Source organism: Kitasatospora sp. NPDC114501 (assembly GCF_055633695.1).
On sequence record NZ_JBVKDS010000006.1, the window covers coordinates 71,018 to 90,788 of the forward strand.

The window sequence follows — 19,771 nt, forward strand, 5'->3', positions numbered from 1 at the left end:
GGAGAGGGATGAGCACGCGCCGGAGGCAGGGCCGCGAGGGCCCGGTGGACGAGCCGCACCGGCGGTCGCTGTCGGCCGCGGTCGCCGCCGTGCTCGAACGGGTCGACGCGCACGCGGCCGGGCGCACCGACCGGCCGCCGTCCGGTGAGCCGGCGCCCTCGGGCGCGGCCGCACCGTCCGGTGAGGCGGCTCCCTCGGGTGGGCCCGCGCCGGCTGGTGGGCCCGCGCCGGCTGGTGGGCCCGCGCCGGCCGCTCCCGCCGGCCGCCGGGGCGGGCGCCGGCAGCCCGCCACCGCCCTGGACGCGCTCACCGCCTCCTTCGGGCTCTCCCCGTTCGAGCGCGACGTCCTCGTCCTGGCCGCCGCCCCCGCCATCGACCCCACGGCCGCCGCCCGGTGCGCCGCTGCGGGCGGCGACCCCGGGCACGCGTACCCGACCTTCTCGCTCGCCCTCGCCGCCCTGGACCAGCCGCACTGGAGCGCGCTCACCCCGGTGGGCCCGCTGCGCCGCTTCCGGCTGGTCGAGCTGGACGACGAGACGGCGCTCACCGCGTCCCGGCTGCGGATCGACGAGCGGGTGCTGCACTACCTGGTCGGCGTGCCGTACCTGGACGTACGGCTGCACGGCCTGCTCACCCGGCCCGGACCGCCCGGCGAACTGCCCGACCCGCACGAGCGGTGCGCGACCGAGCTGGCCCGGGGCTGGACCGCCGCCGGGCCGACCGGCCCGCCGCACACCGAGCTGACCGGCGCCGACCGCCGTACCCGCTGGGAGATCGCGGCGGCGGCGGCCCACCGCGCCGGGCTCCACCTCTACGCCGCGCACCGCGAGGACCTGCCCACCGAACCCGCCGAACGCGAGCAACTCGCCCGGCTCTGGGAGCGGGAGGCGATCCTGATCCCCGCCGCGCTGCTGGTGGAGGGCGGGGAGCCGGGCCGGGAGCGCCCGCAGGCCCCGAACGGCACCGAGTCCTTCCTCGCGAGCCTGGCGGTGCCCGTGGTGGTGTCCGGCGACGAGCTCCCGCCGGCCGGGGCCTCGGACCGTGCCCGGCTGACCGTGCCCCCGCTCGGCCCCGAGGAGCAGCTGGCGGTCTGGGCCACCGAGCTGGCCGGGGCGCCGGGGATCACCGACGGCGGACTCCGCGCGCTGGCCGCGCAGTTCTCGCTGCCCGGCCATGTGATCCGGGCCGCCGCGGCGACCGCCCGGCGGGCGGCCGAGGACGGCCGGGACGTCAGCCCGCTGGCGTGGCAGGCCGGTCTGGTGGAGGCCCGGATGTCCCTGGACGAACTGGGCCGGCGGGTCGAGCCGCGCGCCGACTGGGAGGACCTGGTACTGGAGGAGCGCCAGCGCGCGACGCTGCGCGAGATCGTCGCGCACGTCCGCCGGCGCGGCACGGTCTACCAGGAGTGGGGATTCGAGTCGGTGCTGCGCCGCGGGCTCGGCGTCACCGCGCTGTTCGCCGGCGGGTCGGGCACCGGGAAGACGCTGGCGGCCGAGGTCGTCGCCGGGCAGCTCGGCGTGGACCTGTTCGTCATCGACCTCTCCCAGGTCGTCAGCAAGTACATCGGCGAGACCGAGAAGAACCTCCGCCGGGTCTTCGACGCGGCCGAACGCGGCGGCGCACTGCTGCTGTTCGACGAGGCCGACGCGCTGTTCGGCAAGCGCAGCGAGATCAAGGACAGCCATGACCGCTACGCCAACCTGGAGGTCAGCTACCTGCTGATGCGGATGGAGGCCTACCGGGGCCTGGCCGTGCTCACCACCAACATGAAGAAGGCGCTGGACCCGGCGTTCATGCGGCGGATCAGGTTCGTGGTCGACTTCCCGTTCCCCGGGGTGCCGGAGCGCGCCGAGATCTGGCGGCGGGTCATCCCCGCGCGGACCCCCAGCGAGGGCCTCGACCCGGAGCGGCTCGCCCAGCTCACCGTGGCCGGCGGCTCCATCCGCAACATCGCGCTGTCCGCCGCCTTCCAGGCCGCCGACGAGGGCTGCCCGATGCAGATGCGGCACCTGCTGGCGGCCGCGCGCACCGAGTACCTGAAGCTGGAGCGCTCGCTGACGCCCTCGGAGGTCGGCGGATGGATCTGACCGTGGGGCCCTGGACGGGGCCTGGGGGTGCCGGAAAGGCGGGTGCCGGGCCTGGGAGCGCCGGACGGCAGGACCTCGCGCCCGGAAGCGCCGGGCGGATCGAGGTGGAGATCGGCGAGCTCGTCCTCGACGGCTTCGCGCGCATCGACCACGACCGGCTCACGGCCGCGTTCCGGAGCGAACTGACCCGCCTGGTCGAGGCGCGCGGCGTGCCGCTCGCGGTCGGCGGCGACCGCGTCCTGGACCTGCTCTCCGGGCTCCCGCCGCTGCCGGCGGGCACCTCGCCGCAGCGGCTCGGCGAAGCCCTCGCCCGCGCCGTGCACGCCGGGCTGTCCGGCGGCGGCCGGCCGCCGGGACGGGGGCGGACATGACGCGACTCACCACTGCCGCGAAGGATTCCGCACCGGACGGCAAGCAGGGCGCGGCCCGGCGCAGGACGCGGACGCCGAAGGCCCGTACGCCCGAACCCGAGGAGATCGTCTCCGGCGCCGGCCAGCCGCTCGACCCGGGCGTGCGCCGGGAGTTGGAGGCGCGGCTCGGGCACGACCTCAGCCGGGTCCGGGTGCACACCGACCGGGACTCCGCCGCGCTGACCGAGCTGATCGGCGCGGACGCCGTCGCCGTCGGCCCGGACCTCTTCTTCGGCGAGGGCAAGTACCGCCCGGCCGCCGAGGACGGCCGGCGGCTGCTCACCCACGAGCTGCTGCACACCGTCCAGGCCCCGAACCCGCTGGGCGCGCTTCGGGCCGGCCGCGACCTGGGCGCGGTCAGCCTGCCGCAGGACGCGATCGAACGGGAGGCGGAGCTCGGCGCGCGCGACGGCGGGCCGACGGCGGCGACGCCGGGCGCCACGCCGGGCTGGCTCCGCTACGCGACCGTGGACGCCGACCGGTTCCGCACCGAGCGGCTCGACCCGGCCACGCTGGTCGACCGGCTGGCGGCCGGCATCCTGCGCTCGCTGCGCGGCGACCCGACCGACTCCTCCGGCCGGGTCCGCCTGCAACTCTCCCGGTTCTCCCCCGAGTTGCAGGCCTCCGTACTCGAACGGCTGGCAATCCGGATGCCCTCCTCGGACTACACCCGGGTGCTGGAACTGGTCGAGGTCGCCGAGCACCGCCCGGCCGACCTCGACGGCGCGCTGACGCCCGAGCCGGTCACCGGAGCCGCCGAGCGGACCGACGAGGAGCGCGAGCAGGCCGACGACCCGGGATCCGGGCAGGCCCGGCAGCCGGAGCAGGAGCAGGACAAGCCGGACGGCCCGAAGAGGCGGCGCAAGCACCGCAAGGGCCGGGACACGACGGACGGCACGGCGGACGACAAGGCGGACGACGAGGAAGGCCCGCAGCAGCAGGACGGCCGGCAGGAGCCGGCCGCGGAGGCCGAGGCCGACCAGGCTCCGCAGAGCGCACCGACGGCGGGGCGGCCCGAGGCCGGTCAGGCCGGGCAGGCCGATCCCACGGCCGTCCCGGACGCGTCCACGGCGGCCCCCGAGGCGGCGCCGGAGGCGCCCGCCGGCGACGCGGAGGCCGTTCCTGTCACCGGCCCGCCCGAGGCCGGGCAGCCGGACCCCGCCGCCCAGCCCTCGGCCGGCACCACGCCCCGGGAGCCCGCCGCCGGACCGCAGCGGCAGCCCGCGCCGGTCAAGCCCGAGCGCCTGGACGCGATCGCCCAGGCCCCGGACGGCCCGCTCGCCCGGCACGGGCTGCTGGACGACCACCAGAAGGGCGAAGTCCCGGACGAGGAACGGCCGTTGGGCATGGAGCCCGGCGCGGAGGCCGAGGTCCAGGACACCCCCGGCGCGGACCAGGAGCGGCCGCCGCCGCCCACCGCCGCTGACCAGGAGCTGGGGCCCGGGGACTTCCTGCCCTCCTCGGACCTCGACGTGTCCGCCGTCCCGACCGTCGACCGGATCCCGCCGACGGCGGACGGCGCACCCGCCGAGGCACCCGCGTTCCCCGAACCGCCCGCGACCAAGGCCGAGAAGGTCCAGGAGGAGCGGGAGAGCCAGCCGGAGACCGACGAGGAGCCGGCCGCCGCACCCGGGCCCGCCCAGCCCGAGGCCGCGGCGCCGGCGGCCTCCCCCGCACCCGCCACGGAGGCCGCGGACGCCGAGGACCGCGCCAGCCGCGACCTCCAGCCGGAACGGCCCGTCGAGCAGGAGGTCGGCCCCGATCCGGCCCAGGACCGGGCCCGGGCCGCCGAACCCGCCGCCCCGGAGCGGCAGGAGCCGCCGGAACAGCGGGAAGCACCGACCGAGGAGGCCCGGGAGGCCGAACCCGAAGCCGCACCCGAGCCGGACGTCCCGGAGCGCACCGCCGCCCCCTCCACGGCGGGGCCGGTCGGCGGCGAGGGCCCCGGCGGGCCCGCCGACGGCCCGGACGGCGCACCCGAGGCCGCACCCGGCACCGAGCCCTCCACCGCCCCCGGACCGGCGGCCGAACAGGCCGACACCCCGGCCGGGCTCACCGCCCGGCCCGCACCGGACGCCTCCCTGGAGGCCGGCGGCGGCGCCTGCGCGGGCCCGCAGCAGCCCACCACCGAGGCGGAGCCGGACGGAGCGGGCGGTGGAGGCTGCGCCGCGGGGGGCGGCGGTGGCGCGGCCGGCGCCCCCGCCGAACGGCAGGAGCAGCCGGCTCCGCCCGACGTGTCCGGCCAGGACCCGCAGAGCGCCCTCGACACCGCCGCGAGCCTGCCACCCGATCAGATGGCCGCGACCCTGGACGGCGTCGACGGTTCGGTGGACCGTACGGTCGGTGAGCAGCACGCCCGGTTGCAGGCCGCCCCGCCGACCACCCGGCGCCCGTCCGGCGCACCGCAGACCCGGTCCGGCCCGCCCGAGGCCGCCCCGCCCGCCGAGGCGGTGACGGAGCGGCTGGAGCGGGTCGGTCCGGAGGGCGCGGACGGTGAGCAGCGGAAGGCCGAGGAGAAGAAGGTCGAGGGCGGCAACCCCGGTGACCGGGTCGCCCCGCCGCACGTCGCCGACGACCCGGGCAACCAGGTGTCGGCGCAGGAGGTGCAGCAGGCCCAGGTCGCGGTCGACGGCGTGCCCTCGACCGACCCGGCGCTGAACACCACCGTCGGCCCGGCGCCCAAGGTCGAGCTGACCGGGGAGAGCGACCCGGCACGCACCGATCGGCAGGCGGCGAAGCTCAAGGAGAGCTCCGGCAGGATCCTCGGCGTCGGCCGGGAGGACACCGCCAAGCCGATGGGCGAGGACCGGATCTACCCGGACGTGCCGAAGGAGACGCTCACCGCCTCCGTCCCGGGCGGCGGCCGCAGACGCGGGGGCGGCGGTGCGCGCGGCGCGGCCGGCGCCAAGCCCGGCCTCGGCATCGTCACCCAGCAGGAGCGCGGCCCGCAGATCCAGGCCGCGGTCGGCCAGGGGCGGAGCCGGCTGGGCTCCGAGCAGGCCGAGCAGAAGCAGGGCGAGGCCGAGGCGCGGCGGCAGAACCAGGCCGAGGTCGACCAGGCGGTGGCCGACAACGCCGAGGCCCAGGCCGGCGAGCGGGGCGACGCGGCGGAGAAGGTCAGGGCCGAACGCGAGCAGTGGCGCACCGAGCAGGACGAGAAGATCTCCACCGCGGACCAGGACGCCGGCGCGGAGCACGAGGACAAGACCGGCCGGATCGGCAGGAAGCGCGCCGAGGCCGACCAGGACGTCGAGGACCGCCGGCAGCAGGACAACCAGAAGATCCAGGACAAGCGCAAGGAGGCCGAGGAGAAGGCGCAGAAGGAGAAGGACCGCAAGAAGGAGGAGTCCGAGGGCTGGTGGGGCTGGGTCAAGTCCAAGGTCAAGGCGGCGTTCGACGCGCTGGTGGAGGCCGTCACCAAGGTCTTCGATTTCTTCCGCGGCCTCATCAACGACATCATCGACGGCTTCCGGAAGTTCGCGAACTGGGCGATCGACCAGGCCCGGAAGTTCGCCGTCGACCTGATCGACAAGCTCGCGGACGCGCTGATCAAGATCTGCGACGTGCTGCTGGCGGCCTTCCCCGAGCTGCGGGACAAGTTCCGCCGGAAGATCGAGGAGTGGCGCGACAAGGCGATCGCCAAGGTCAACGAGTGGGCGGACAAGCTCAAGAACGCCGTCAACAAGCTGCTCGACGCGCTGGCGGCCGGGCTGAACGCGCTGCTGGACGCGCTGGAGTCCGGGCTGAAGGCCGCCATCGAGGCCGTCCGCAAGACTGTGCTGGACGCCATCGACTTCGTGCAGAAGGCGATCGCGGTCTTCGGCGAGTTCGCGGCCCTGATCGGCGACATCGCCCCCGACCCGGGCGGGTGGCTGAAGAAGCTCGGCACCGCGGCGGTCGACGGCATCCAGCACTACCTGTGGGGCGCGATCAAGAGTGCGGTGCGGACCTGGTTCAACGAGAAAGTGGAGTCGGTCGTCGGGCTGACCTCCACCATCGTCAACGTCCTGGTCAAGGGCTGCATATCGATGGCCCAGATCGGCCGGATGGCCTGGCAGTCGATCGTGGCGGCGCTGCCCGGGATGATCGTCTCGATCGTCGTCGAGAAGCTGGTGTCGCTGATCGTGCCGGCCGCGGGCGCGATCATGGCCATCATCCAGGGCCTGGTGGCGGCGTGGAACACCATCAGCAAGATCGTCGCCGCGATCGGGAAGTTCGTCACCTTCCTCAAGGCCGTCAAGTCCGGATCGGCCGCCTGCCTGTTCGCCGACGCGGTCGCGGCGGGCGTGGTCGCGCTGCTGGACTTCATCTCCAACTTCCTGCTCAGCAAGCTCAAGGGGGCCGGCAAGGCGGTCGGCACCAAGCTCAAGGGGATCGCCCAGAAGATCCTCAAGGGCCTGGCCAGGGCCGGCCGGGGCGCCCGCAAGGCCGCCGGACGGGCGGTCAACAAGGCCCGGGCGAGTCTGCGCCGGGCCACCCGGTCGCTGAAGCGGCGGCCCCCGGTCGGCCGCCCCACCCGGCCCGCGCGGACGGGCCCCGCCCGGCACACCGTCGACCGCCGCCCGACCGCCACCACCCCCGGGCGCCCGCACCGCGGGACCACCCGCCCGAAGCCCACCACCCCACGCCGCCGCCCCACCTCCCCCGTCGGCCGCGCCCTCAACGCCTCCCGCCAGACCGTCAGGGCCGCCCTCAACCGGGTGCGGACCGCCGCCCGCTCCCTCGGCCGCAAACTCCGCAACAGCAGACTGGGCCGCGCCCTCACCAACGGCGCCCACCGCATCCGCGACGCCTACCGCAGGCAACGCGACCGCCTGCGGGCGTGGCACCAGAAGCGCCAGCAGCAGCGCGCCCAGCGCCGAACCCACGAGAACTCGCCCGAGGCGAAGAAGAACCGCCTGGACCTGATCGTCGCCCGCATCCGCCCGAAGGTCGAGCGCCTGCTCGGCCGGGGCATCGGTCGCCTGACCCTCCGTGGGGTTCTCCGCGCCATGCGGGCGTGGTACCGGCTGACCCGTCTGAGCACCCGCGAGGACGGACCGCTGACCGCGGTCGCCGCCGAACTGAATCCGGAGAAGGACGTCCGGGATCACATTCCCGCGGCCGAGGACCTGGTACGCAAGAACGAGCCCGCGCTGATGCGCGTCCTGGAACAGCTCGGTGAGAAGCTGATCGACGCGCCGGACGTCGTCGCCCGTGCCGACGTGCTCAACGAGGAGCAGCGTGCCTACCAGGAGCGCCGCAGCGCGTCGAAGACGCCCAGCCAGGAGACCAGGCCGGCCCGTGCCGGCCTGGTCGAGGCACGTGCCATCCGCGGGGGTAACAGGCCTCCGGGACACGAGCGCATCGTCATGGCATCCGGTGGTGGCGTGGAGATCGGTGTCAGCGAACAGCAAAAAGCCATCCGGAGCGGCGACCGGGCCGGTGAAACTCCGCCAGGGCTGATCAAGGTGCTCAGCGGTCTGGGGTCGGGGCACTACGTCAAGGCCGGGCCGGCGTCGAAGGCCGCGGCGGCCGACAAGTTGGCTGAGATCGAGGACATGATCGCCCACAGCCTCGGCAAGGAGGGCGTCAGCGCGGCCGACCGATCGGCCCAAGCCCGTCAGCGGATGCAGCGGGCCTTCTTCGACCTCGTGCAGCGCCGGCTCCCGCAGGACGAGTTCTTCCGTGGCAACCCGAAGGCCGCCGAGACCATGGCGGCGGCGGCCAGGCTCATGCCGACCGTCGAGGGCGCCCGCTATCCGGCAGCTGCCATGACCAACATCGCGGCCTGGCAACTCGCGAACTTCCCCGAGGCGACCTGGCAGGACGTCGTGTCGAACACCAACACCATGGCGCCACGCAACGCCGTGGCCGGCTCGCAGTACCTTCTGAACCCACAGGGCATCGCCGCCGAGCACACGAACTCCCGGACCGGCGAGCTCACCAAGAAGGGCGCTCAGCTCGAAACGGCCGTGGGCGCGATGACGACACGGTCCAAGCTTCTGATAATCCGCGCCTTCGCCAAAGCGAAGGCCGATGAGCTGGTGCTCAGCGATGAACAGCTGGTCCAGCAATTCCCCTTGTGGGCGATGCACAATGCCGCGAGGTTCCTCGCACCCAACGGTCGGATAGCGTCGGACGAGAAATTGCACCCGGGATGGCGAAAGTCGCCCGGCGGCCTGTGGATACCCTCATGACGACTCACCCCCGTAATTCGACGAAGGAGTTCCGTTGACCCTGTTCGTGCGGCTTGTGCCCAAGGAAGTACCCGGTCGTGCCGATGTCGACAGGCTCGCGGAGGAAGCCGGTTGGGAGCTCCACTCGACGAGTGAGAGCAGCGGTGGCTCCCCGTTCCAGAAGATCTGGCTGACCCCGGACCGCGGTGCGGCCGTCTACTGGATCGAGGACGCCCTCCTTCAGGTCCACTACTTCCTGATCGCGGGCCCGGACCGGGAACCGACCGTCGAATTCGTCCGCGGGCGAATCGGCGTGCACGACAACGAGACCATGACGGAGCTGTTCGACAGCACCCGGGACGGCGTCGCCCTCATGAACGCCCTGCGGATGCTTTCCGTCCATTGTTACGGCCCGTTCGACCCGGACATGTTCGCGCTGTTCCGTTGGGCGATGAACGATCCCGAGCCGCTCGTCCGCCGGATCGCCGTCTTCACCGCCGGCCGGGTCGACTGGGAGGAACTCCATCCCCTGTTCGCATTCCTCCAGGAACACGACCCGGAGGAGAAGGTCCGCGACCAGGCCGGCGCCGCCATCGCGGAGCGGAACCGCCGAGCCTCCCAGGAGAAGGAGTCCGACGTGGAACGAGGGGACGTGTGACCGGGTACACGGACGCCCCGCGGCCGATCCGGTCCGGGTTGGTCATCGTCGATCCGCAGCGGGGGACGCCGCAGCGGATCATCGTGTTGCAGTTCAACCCGGACAGTCTGGAGCGGTCGTTGGCCCCGCAGGTGGCGGGGGCGGACGGGAGCGGGGACCGGACGGAGGCGTTGCGGTTGAAGGGGCCGGCCGTGGAGACGTGGAAGTTCACGGCGGAGCTGGACGCGACGGACCAGTTGGACGTGCCGGCGCCGAACGGCATCCATCCGCAGCTGGCCACGCTGGAGTTGCTGGTGCAGCCGGCCAGTGCGCAGCTGCGGGGCAACCAGGCGCTGGCCGCGCTGGGCACCCTGGAGGTCACGCCGATCGAGGCGCCGCTGACGCTGTTCACCTGGGGCGGCAAGCGGATCCTGCCGGTGCGGTTGACCGAACTCACCATCACGGAGGAGGCGTTCGACATCGATCTGAATCCGATCAGGGCCGCCGTCGGCATCGGCCTGCGGGTCCTGACCGTCAGCGATCTGCCGACCGGCCACCGGGGGGCCGAGCTCTATCTCGCGCACCTGGCGCAGAAGGAGCGGCTGGTCGGCTCCGCGGCCGACGGCCGGCTGAGTTCGCTCGGGCTGGGCGGGGGGCTCCGATGACCGCCGACCACCCGCTCGACGCGCTGCCCGCGCCGTCGCCGTACCCGTTGACCAGCCGGTACCACGGCGTTCCGGTCGCGCTGCACACCGCACCGGACGGGCGGCAGGTACCGTACCTGCGGCGGCGGCTGCTGCCGAGCACGGACGGACTGACGCCGCTCGCCGAGCACACCGTGAGCACCGGCGACCGCCTCGATCTGCTCGCCTACCGCTACCTCGGCAGCGCCGACCAGTGGTGGCGGATCGCCGACGCCAACCCGGTGGTCGATCCGCGGGAGCTGACCGCGACGCCGGGCCGGCGGATCACCGTCGCGCTGCCGGGCACGGTGCCGGGGGTGGGCGGTGGCTGACGCCTCGGCCGTCGGGTCGATCCACCTGAGCCTGCTGATGGGCCCGCAGATCCCGGTGCCGGTGCCGCAGCCGGTGACCGACGCCCTGTTGTCGGCGCAGGTCACGGTGGCGTCCGGGCAGCGCAGCGGGTTCCAGCTGGCCTTCGACCTGTCGAAGCACGGTCTGCTCAACACCGCGCTGCTGCCGGGCGGCTTCTTCGACCCGAAGATCAGGGTCGTCCTGATGGTGATCGTCACGGGCACCCCGACCGTGCTGATGGACGGGGTGATCATCCGCCAGGAGGTCGGCATCAGCAACCAGCCGGGCCAGTCCACGCTGACCGTCACCGGCGAGGACCTGACGGTGCTGATGGACCTGGAGGAGCAGGCCGGAGTGCCGTTCCCGGCGATGTCACCGGCGGCCCGGGTCGCGGCGATCATCGGCAAGTACGGGCAGTACGGGATCGCGCCGCTGGTCATCCCCGAGCTGGTGCCGCAGACGCCGATGCCGACCCGGCGGATCGACTTCCAGAAGGGCACCGACCTCGGCTACGTCAACGAGCTGGCGAAGGCCAACGGTTACGTGTTCTACCTGGACCCGGGCCCCGTCCCCGGGATGAGCCGCGCCTACTGGGGGCCGGAGATCCGGCTCGGCGTCCCGCAGCACGCGCTGAACGTCAACATGGACGCGCTGTCCAACGTCGACCAGCTGACCTTCGCCTTCGACGGGACGGCCCGCGAGGAGCCGGAGGCCCGCATCCAGTTCCCGGCGACCAAGGTGTCCGCCGTCCTGCCGGTGCCGGAGGTCAGCATCCTGCGCCCGCCGCTGGCGCTGCGGCCCGCACCGGCGCTGAAGAAGAAGGTCATCGCCGACACCGCCAAGAAGGACACCTCCCAGGCCGTCGCGGAGACCATCGCCAAGGCGATGGTCTCGGCGGACGCCGTCACGGGCTCCGGCCAGCTCGACGTCGTCCGGTACGGCCACGTGCTGCGGCCGCGCGAGCTGGTCGGGGTCCGCGGCGCCGGGCTCACCTACGACGGCCTGTACTTCGTCAAGAGCGTCACCCACAACCTCAAGCGCGGCGCGTACACCCAGAACTTCACGCTGGCCCGCGAGGGCCTGATCGCCCTCCAGCCGACCGTCGTGCCGTAAGCCTCGTGCCGTAACCGCCCCGACCACCGACCGACCAGCAGGAGCCGCCAGCATGGCCGAACCGACCCGCTACCTCGGCAAGTTCCGGGGAACGGTGGTGAACAACGTCGACCCGCTCGGGATCGGCCGCATCCAGGCCCAGGTGCCCGACGTGCTGGGCGAGGTCACCTCGACCTGGGCGATGCCGTGCTTCCCGGTGGCCGGCCCGGGCATGGGGCACTACGCCGTCCCGCCGGTCGGGGCGGGCGTGTGGGTGGAGTTCGAGCAGGGCGACCAGAGCTACCCGATCTGGACGGGCTGCTGGTACGGCGCCGCCTCCGAGGTGCCGGTCGAGGCGACCACCGGCCCACCGGGCGTGCCGAACCAGGTGCTGGAGACCACCGGACGGCGGGTGATCGTGCTGTCCGACGACCCGACCACCGGGATCACCCTCCGCACACCGAGCGGGGCCTCGATCGTGATCAACGACTCGGGCATCCAGATCAGCAACGGCCAGGGCGCCTCGATCTCGCTCGTCGGCGCCACCGTTTCCATCAACCAGGACGCCCTGAGCGTGACCTGACGGGGGGAGAGTCTCGTGCCCGGAAATCTGCTGCACGTCAATGCGACGGTGACCTGCCCGCACGGCGCCCAGGCCACGGCCCGGCCCGCCCAGGCGCGGGTGCTGGTCGCCGGCCAGGCCGTCACCGGCACCGCCGACCCGTACACCGTGACCGGCTGCCCGTTCAACGTGGCCGGCAAGCCGCAGCCCTGCGTCACGATCCGCTGGGTGGTGCCGTCCGCCCGGATCCGGGTGAACGGCTCCCCCGCGCTGCCGCAGTCCGCCGTCGGGCTGTGCCAGAGCGCCGAACAGGTCCCGCAGGGGCCGCCGATCGTGACGGTCGTCCAACAGCGGGCGGTGGGCGCATGACCACCACGGGGTATCCCGGGAACGGCGCCGGCCCGGGCCGCACGGACCTCGCCTTCCCGTTCCGGATCGACAGCCGCGGGCGCACCGCCGAGGCGGCGTACGACGACCACGTGCGGGACATGATCGAGCAGTTGCTGTTCACCAGCCCCGGCGAGCGGGTCATGCACCCGGACTTCGGCTGCGGGCTGCTCGACCTGGTCTTCGCGCCGAACAGCCCGGAGCTGGCGGCCACCCTGCAACTGTCCGTCCAGGCGGCGCTCCAGCGGTGGCTGGGCGACGTGATCGAGGTCGTCTCGCTCGACGTGGAGAGCGAGGACAACGTGGTCCGGGTCGAGCTGGCGTACGTCGTCCGCCGGACCGGTGCGCAGCGGCACGACGTGTTCGAGGGCGGGGTGACGGCATGACCGGCCGATCCGAGGTCACCGGGCGGGACGGACTCCCGACGGCCTGGTGCGGGACGGAGCTCCGCCGCGCCGACGTGCGCGCGGCCCACCTGCTGGGCCTGGACGGCGCCGAGCCGGACGACGACGGGCGCACGCTGAGCGTGACCTTCCTCGGCCGGGCCCCGGCCGAGCTGGGCCCGGAGAACATCCGCGTCGACGGCGGCCGGCGGATCACCGGCCTGCGGGCCGTCGCGGTCGACATCGAGCGCGCGGACGACCCGGAGCTGGACGACCGGATGCACGTCACCCTCGACCGGGCCGGCGACACCTCCCGCTACCGGCTGACCGTGGTCGAGGCGGACGCCTACGGCCGCCCGGGGACCCGCCCGTACCCGGGCTTCGACCCGCGGTACGCGAGCACCGGGTTCTCCTTCGGCGCCGACTGCCCGTCCCCCTACGACTGCCGCGCCGAGGAGGGCTGCCCGCCCGCCGTCCGGCCGGCGCCGGTCATCGACTACACCGCCCGGGACTACGAGAGCCTGCGCCGGCTCGTGCTGGACCGGATGAGCCTCACCACCCCCGGCTGGACCGAGCGGCACCTGCCCGACCTCGGCGTCACCCTGGTCGAGCTGCTCGCCCACACCGCCGACCAGCTCTCCTACCAGCAGGACGCGGTGGCCACCGAGGCGTACCTCGACACCGCCCGCCGCCGGGTGTCGGTGCGCCGGCACGTCCGGCTGATCGACTACCCCGTGCACGACGGCTGCAACGCCCGGACGTTCGTCGCGCTGACGGCGGACCGCCCCCTCACCCTCCGGCGCGGCACCTACCGCTTCGCCGCCGTCGACGTCGGCCGGCTCGGCCCGCAGGAACGCCCGCAGCTGTCCACGGTGATCCCGGACGAGGAGCTGGACGCGCTCACCCGGACCGCCGCCGTCGAGGTGTTCGAGCCGCTCGGCGCGGCGGACCTGGTGCTGCACCCCGCGCACAACACCATCCGGTTCTGGACCTGGGGTGACCAGGACTGCGTGCTGCCCGCGGGCGCCACCTCCGCCACCCTGCGCGACGACTGGCACCCGGCCGACCGGCCGGAGGCCCGCACCCGGCACCTGGCGCTGCGCCCCGGCGACCTGCTGGTCGTCGAGGAGGTGCTCGGCCCGCGCACCGGCGCCGCCGCGGACGCCGACCCCGCGCACCGCCAGGCCGTCCGGCTCACCTCCGTCACCCACCTGGTCGACGAACTGTACGAGCAGCCCGTGGTCGAGGTCGCCTGGGCGCCGGAGGACGCGCTGACCTTCCCGGTCTGCCTGTCCGCGCACGGCGGGAGCGACTGCGGCCCGATCGCCGACGTGAGCGTCGCCCGCGGCAACGTCGTCCTGGTCGACCACGGCCGCTCCCTCACCTTCTGCGGCGGCGCCCCGGAGACCTTCGCCGTGCCGCCGGAACCCGTCCGGGTGGCGCCCTGCGGGCCGGGCGACCGCGGCTGCGCGGACCGCGCCGAGGGCAGCCCCGCGGCGGAGGCGGTCCACGAGCTGCTGGACCTGACCCGCACCGGCCGCCAGCTCGGCCCGGAGCAGGTCCGCGAGCTGGACGCGCTGGTCGGCGAGGCGGCGGTCCGCCGGGCCGGGCTGAGCGTCCGGCTCGCCGTCGGCGCGGGCGCGGAGGGCGAGGACGGCCAGGGCGCCGTGGTCGAGCCGCCCACCGCCGACGCCCAGGCGGCGGCCCTGGAGACGCTGCTCGACCAGACCCGCTACCCCGTCCTGCCGCAGCCCTTCCGCCCGCTGCTGCGCTACGCGCCGGTCACCCAGGCGGCCGCCTACCCGGACCGCGGGCACGTCGGCGCCCGGCAGGCCGTCCTGCTCGCCGGCATCCCCGAACGGGTCCGGCAGCGGCTGGAGGAGCTGTGGCACCGGGCGGACCGCGGCCACGACCTCTCCCGTGCCGAAGTCGCCGAGCTCACCCTGCTGTTCGGCGCCCGGGTGGTGCACGAGCTGCGCCTCGCCGACCGGCCTGCCGCCGGACTGCGCGAGCTGCTGGCTCGCCGCACCCGCCTGCTCGCCGCCAAGCTGCGCCGCCTCGAGGTGCTCACCGTGCGGGCCCGCTGCGGCGGGGTTCTCCGGCGCGGCGGCGTCTGGGAGGTGGCCCAGAGCTGGGGCGCCCGGTACGCCGCCGGGCTCGACCCCGACTCCCCCGCGCTGGCCGGCCCGGCGAGCGCCGTTGCCGTCCAGGACCCGCGCGCCGCCCTGCCCGCGGTGCTGGCCACCGCCGGGGGCCGGGAGTGGACGCCCCGCCGGGACCTGCTCGCCGACGGCCGGCGGGACCGGCACTTCGTGGGCGAGCTGGAGGACGACGGCCGCCTCGCGCTGCGCTTCGGCGACGGCCGCCACGGCCTGCCGCCCCGGCCCGGCGCCGAGCTGCGGGTCGCGTACCGGATCGGCAACGGCACCGCCGGGAACGTGGGCGCGGAGGCCGTCAACCACCTGGTGGTCTGCCTGCCGCAGCCGCCCGATCCGGCCGGGCGCGGCACCGCCGCCCGGCCGCAGGACGCGGTGCTGCGGGTCCGCAACCCGCTGCCCGCGACCGGCGGCACCGAGCCCGAACCGCTCGACCAGGTCCGCCAGTCGGCCCCGCTCGCGCTGAGCCGCACCCGGCTGCGCGCCGTCACCGCCGCCGACTACGCGGAGCTGGCCGCCACCCTGCCGGGCGTCCGGCGCGCCGCCGCCGAACTCCGCTGGTCCGGCAGCGTCCAGGAGGTCCACGTGGCCGTCGAACCGTACGGGCGGGCCGTGGCGGACACCGCCCTGCTGGAGGCGGTCGGCCATGGCCTGGAGGCGTACCGCCGGATCGGCCACGACCTGGTCGTCCGCCCCGCGCTGCTGGTGCCGATCGACCTCGAACTGCGGATCTGCGCCGCCGCCGGGCACCAACACGGCCACGTCCTGGCCGAGTTGCGGCGGGTGCTGGGCAGCCGCGCCCTGCCGGACGGCCGCGTCGGCTTCTTCCACCCGGACGCGCTGGGCTTCGGCGACCCGGTGCGGGTCTCCCGGCTGGTGGCCGCGGCCGCCGCCGTGCCGGGCGTGGTCAGTGCCCAGGTCACCCGGCTGAAGCGGCAGTTCGGGCGGGACGACGGCGAGCTGGCGGACGGGCTGCTGCGGCTCGGCGCGCTGGAGGTCGCCGGGTGCGACAACGACCCCGACCGGCCGGAGAACGGCCGGCTCTCGATCGTGATCGGAGGCGGCCGATGACCGGCCAGTGCACCTGCGGCTGCTCGGGCACCGCCACCGCGACCCCGGCCCCGCTGTTCAACCCGCCCGGGCTGGACGCCATCGGCTACCGCGTCGGCCGCTACGGGGAGTTCCTGGACAGCCTGCTCGCCCGGCTGTCCGGCCCCGGCTACCCGGCGCTGCGCGACCTGACCGTCCGCACCCCGGACGACCCGGCGATCGCGCTGCTGGACTCCTGGGCCGTGCTCGCCGACGTGCTCACCTTCTACTCGGAGCGGATCGCCAACGAGGGCTACCTGCGCACCGCCACCGAGGAGAGCTCGCTGACCCTGCTCGGCCGGCTGGTCGGGCACCGGCCCCGGCCCGGCGTGGCCGCCGACACCTACCTCGCCTACACCCTCGACCACGACCCGCGGGCCGCCGAGGACCCGACCGTGGTCGTGCCGCGCGGCGCCCGCAGCCAGAGCGTCCCCGGCCCCGGCGAGGACCCGCAGTCCTTCGAGACCGCCGAGGACCTCGCCGCCCGCTCGGCCTGGAACGAACTGGCCGTGCTGCGCCGCCGCCCGTACCAGCTGACGCCCGGCCAGCTGAACCCCGGCGGCCGTGCCGAGCTGTTCGCCGCCGGCACCGCCAACAACATCAGGCCCGGCGACCGGCTGCTGTTCGTGTTCAGCGCCGACAAGGCCGCCGACCCGGTCCACCGGGTGCTGCGGCTGGTGCCCGAGGTCCGGATCGACCGCGAGAACGACGTCACGGTGATCGGGCTGCCCCGGGACCTGCGCACCCTCAAGGACCTGCGGGCCGAACTGGCGGACTGGATCACCGTCACCGAGACCGCCCCGAACCCCAGGCCCGGGCACAGCCGGATCCTCCGGGAGTTCGACGACCAGGTGCTGGCCCCGCTGCGCGCCGACCTCGACCTGCCCACCGGTCCGCTGGGTACCCCGGCCGAGTTCGCCGACCGGCTCACCCCGGTGGTCGCCCGGGCCGCCGAGGCCGCCGAACTGGCCCGCTCCCGGCAGCCGGTGGCCGACTGGTTCGGCCACCTCGGCGAGGAACTGACCGGCCTGCGCGACCGCGCCCACCAGCTGGAGCCCCCGCAGGCCCCCGACCGGCCCGAGCCCGGCCCCGGCCCCGCCGACCCGGCCGTCCGCGGACTGGGCCCGCTGCTGGCGGCGCTGCGCACCACCCCCACCCGGCCCCCGCTCAGCGCCCGGGACCTCGCCCGCGACCCCCGGCGCCTGTTCGCGCCCGGCTCGGACCTCGGCGCGCAGCTGCTGACCACGCTCGACCCCCGGCTGCGCGACGGCCTCTACCCCGCCTGGCGACGGGTCGACCTGACGGCGCCGCTCGCCGTGCACGAGGTCCAGGCCATGCGGGTGGTCGCCACCCCGTTCGGCGCCACCGCGCCGCTCAAGCCCGTCTACGGCGACGACGGCCGGATCGACCGGTACGTGGACTGGCCGCTGTCCGGCAGTACCCTGATCGGCGTCCGGTTCACCTTCGACGCCGCCGGGACGGTCCCGACGACCGCCGACTTCACCTACGTCGAGGCCGGCAGCCTGGTGCACAGCGGCTTCTCGCTGCCCTGGGACCACACCTTCCCGTTCGGCCCCGGCCAGGTCAAGGTGGTCACCACCGAACCGCCGGAGCCGCCGCAGCCGAACCCGTGGGCCGCCGTGCCCGCGCCCGACCCGGAGCCCGGCGTCAGCGCCCGGTTCCTCGCCAAGCTGCCCGAACGCACCGTCTTCGTGTCCCGCCCGCAGGCCGACGGACGCGTCCACGTGAAGGTCGACGGCGGGCCCGGCCCCGCACTCGACTACCGGCTCGAACCCGGCCAGGAGAGGACCGGCGAGTCCGGGGAGCTGAACGTCCGGGTGCTCCGCCACACCGCCACCGACCAGTCGGCGCCCGCGGTCGAGGTGGTGTTCACCACCAAGCTGCAGCCGGTCTCCGGCACCGTCCTCGCCCTCGACGCGGTGTACGACCAGATCGCGCCCGGCAGCTGGGTGGTCATCCAGCGCCCGCGCAAGGGCCTCGACGGCGGCATCCCGGGCAGCCGCGACCTCGCCGAGGTCATCACCCGGGTGACCGACGTCCGGGTGGTCTCCCGCGCCGACTTCGGCATCACCGGCAAGGTGACCGAACTGTCCCTCCAGCAGCCGTGGTTGGACGACAAGGACACCCAGCTCTCGGACATCCGGGACGCCACCGTCTACGCCCGCGGCGAGTCGCTGCGGCTCGCCGACGAACCCGTCACCGAGCCCGTCCACGGCGACCGGATCGAACTCGCCCGGCTCTACGACGGGCTGACCCCCGGCCGGTGGATCGCGGTCAGCGGCGAGCGGACCGACATCCCGGGCACCACCGGCGTCCGGGCCACCGAACTGGCCATGATCGCCGGCGTCGAGCAGGGCGTCGACCCGCACCTGCCCGGCGACACCGTCCGCACCACCCTCACGCTCAGCGCCCGCCTCGCCCACCGCTACCGGCGCGACACCGTCCAGGTCCTCGGCAACGTGGTCCGCGCCACCCAGGGCGCCACCCGCGACGAGGCCATCGGCAGCGGCGACGCCGGCGTCCCCGGCCAGCGCTTCACCCTCTGGCAGTCGCCGCTCACCTGGCTGGCCGCCGACACCCCCGGGGGCGCCCGCAGCACCCTGGAGGTCCGGGTCGACGGGGTGCGCTGGCACGAGGTCGACAGCCTCACCGGACGCGGCCCGGACGAGCGCGTCTACGTCACCGGGACCACCGGCGACGGCCGCACCACCGTCACCTTCGGCGACGGCGTGCACGGCTCGCGCCTGCCCACCGGCCGGGAGAACGTCCGCGCCCGCTACCGGATCGGCATCGGCCCGGCGGGCAACGTCGGCGCCGGCCGGATCACCCAGCTCACCACCCGCCCGCTCGGCGTCTCCGCCGTCGTCAACCCGCTGCCCGCCACCGGCGGCGCCGGCCCGGACGGCCCCGGCCTCGCCAGGCGCACCGTCCCGCTCGCCGTCACCTCCCTCGACCGGCTGGTCTCGGTACCCGACTACGAGGACTTCACCCGCTCCCGGGCCGGCATCGGACGGGCCAGCGCGACCCGGCTCTCGGACGGCGGGCGGGAGCTCGTCCACGTCACCGTGGCCGGGGTGGACGACATCCCGCTCACCGGCGACTCCGACCTGGTCCGCACCCTGCGCTCCTCGCTCACCGCCTACGGCGACCCGCGGCTGCCGGTCGAGGTCGCACTGCGCGAACTCGTCCTGCTGGTCGTCGCCGCGCGGGTGAGAGTCCACCCGGACCACTCCTGGGACCTGGTCGAACCGGCGCTGCGCCGCGCCCTGCTCGACCGCCTCGGCCACGCCGGACGCCAACTCGGCCAGAGCGCCCACCTGTCCGAGGTGCTCGCCACCGCCCAGGCCGTCCCCGGCGTGGACTGGATCGACGTCGACGCCTTCACCGGCGTGCCCGGCAGCCTCACCCCGGAGGGCCTGGAGCGGCTGCCCGAGCAGCTCGCGCAGCCGCAGCCGACCGTCCCGGCCCGGCTCGCCCGCTTCGAGGAGCAGCGGTACCGGGTGCGGGGCCCCGACGGGGAGACCCTCACCGACATCGCCGCCCGCAACGGCATCCCGGTCGCCGAGCTGCTGCGCCTCAACCGGGACGTCACCGACACCCGCCCGCTGCTGCCCGGCCGTGTGCTGACCGTGTTCCGCGGCATCCGCCCGGCCCAACTCGCCGTGCTGTCACCGAACCTGCCCGACACGTTGATCCTCAAGGAGATCCGCGCATGAGCGAGCGCAGCAAGCGAATCGACAGGAGGCGCGCGCGGG

The 19,771-nt window shown here is 74.9% G+C and carries 12 protein-coding genes; all 12 read left to right on the forward strand.

Features of this window, described 5'->3' with window-relative positions; genetic code table 11:
* The first annotated feature begins 8 nt into the window (after positions 1–8).
* Genes ACZ7RU_RS13190 through ACZ7RU_RS13245 form a run of 12 tightly spaced genes read left to right on the forward strand, consistent with a single transcriptional unit; the run spans position 9 to position 19,732 of the window.
* Positions 9–2,087, forward strand: coding sequence for an ATP-binding protein (locus ACZ7RU_RS13190; RefSeq protein WP_470341005.1), 2,079 nt, complete (start codon positions 9–11; stop codon positions 2,085–2,087).
* Complete coding sequence (locus ACZ7RU_RS13195) at positions 2,078–2,458, forward strand: hypothetical protein (protein ID WP_470341006.1); 381 nt, start codon at positions 2,078–2,080, stop codon at positions 2,456–2,458. Before ACZ7RU_RS13190 ends, ACZ7RU_RS13195 begins: the two co-directional genes overlap by 10 nt.
* Positions 2,455–8,676 (forward strand): eCIS core domain-containing protein, encoded by a 6,222-nt coding sequence (locus ACZ7RU_RS13200; RefSeq protein ID WP_470341007.1) that lies wholly within the window; start codon positions 2,455–2,457, stop codon positions 8,674–8,676. Before ACZ7RU_RS13195 ends, ACZ7RU_RS13200 begins: the two co-directional genes overlap by 4 nt.
* Positions 8,677–8,710: 34 nt before the next feature.
* Positions 8,711–9,313, forward strand: a complete 603-nt coding sequence (locus ACZ7RU_RS13205) for a hypothetical protein (protein WP_470341008.1) — start codon at positions 8,711–8,713, stop codon at positions 9,311–9,313.
* Positions 9,310–9,957 (forward strand): CIS tube protein, encoded by a 648-nt coding sequence (locus tag ACZ7RU_RS13210; protein WP_470341009.1) that lies wholly within the window; start codon positions 9,310–9,312, stop codon positions 9,955–9,957. The genes ACZ7RU_RS13205 and ACZ7RU_RS13210 overlap by 4 nt, the downstream gene beginning before the upstream one ends.
* Positions 9,954–10,307: a hypothetical protein gene (locus ACZ7RU_RS13215; RefSeq protein ID WP_470341010.1), complete on the forward strand. Its 354-nt coding sequence runs from the start codon at positions 9,954–9,956 to the stop codon at positions 10,305–10,307. Before ACZ7RU_RS13210 ends, ACZ7RU_RS13215 begins: the two co-directional genes overlap by 4 nt.
* On the forward strand, positions 10,300–11,439 hold the full coding sequence (locus tag ACZ7RU_RS13220) for a hypothetical protein (RefSeq protein WP_470341011.1): 1,140 nt from the start codon (positions 10,300–10,302) through the stop codon (positions 11,437–11,439). The genes ACZ7RU_RS13215 and ACZ7RU_RS13220 overlap by 8 nt, the downstream gene beginning before the upstream one ends.
* 52 nt (positions 11,440–11,491) lie before the next feature.
* Complete coding sequence (locus ACZ7RU_RS13225) at positions 11,492–12,001, forward strand: phage baseplate assembly protein V (RefSeq protein WP_401108668.1); 510 nt, start codon at positions 11,492–11,494, stop codon at positions 11,999–12,001.
* A gap of 15 nt (positions 12,002–12,016) precedes the next feature.
* On the forward strand, positions 12,017–12,349 hold the full coding sequence (locus ACZ7RU_RS13230; RefSeq protein WP_470341012.1) for a hypothetical protein: 333 nt from the start codon (positions 12,017–12,019) through the stop codon (positions 12,347–12,349).
* Complete coding sequence (locus ACZ7RU_RS13235; RefSeq protein ID WP_470341013.1) at positions 12,346–12,753, forward strand: GPW/gp25 family protein; 408 nt, start codon at positions 12,346–12,348, stop codon at positions 12,751–12,753. Before ACZ7RU_RS13230 ends, ACZ7RU_RS13235 begins: the two co-directional genes overlap by 4 nt.
* Positions 12,750–15,977 carry a putative baseplate assembly protein gene (locus tag ACZ7RU_RS13240; RefSeq protein ID WP_470341014.1) on the forward strand — a complete coding sequence of 1,076 codons (3,228 nt, stop codon included), beginning with the start codon at positions 12,750–12,752 and terminating at the stop codon, positions 15,975–15,977. Before ACZ7RU_RS13235 ends, ACZ7RU_RS13240 begins: the two co-directional genes overlap by 4 nt.
* A complete protein-coding gene (locus tag ACZ7RU_RS13245) occupies positions 15,974–19,732 on the forward strand; it encodes a putative baseplate assembly protein (protein WP_470341015.1) in 3,759 nt (1,252 codons plus the stop codon). The genes ACZ7RU_RS13240 and ACZ7RU_RS13245 overlap by 4 nt, the downstream gene beginning before the upstream one ends.
* Positions 19,733–19,771: the final 39 nt, after the last annotated feature.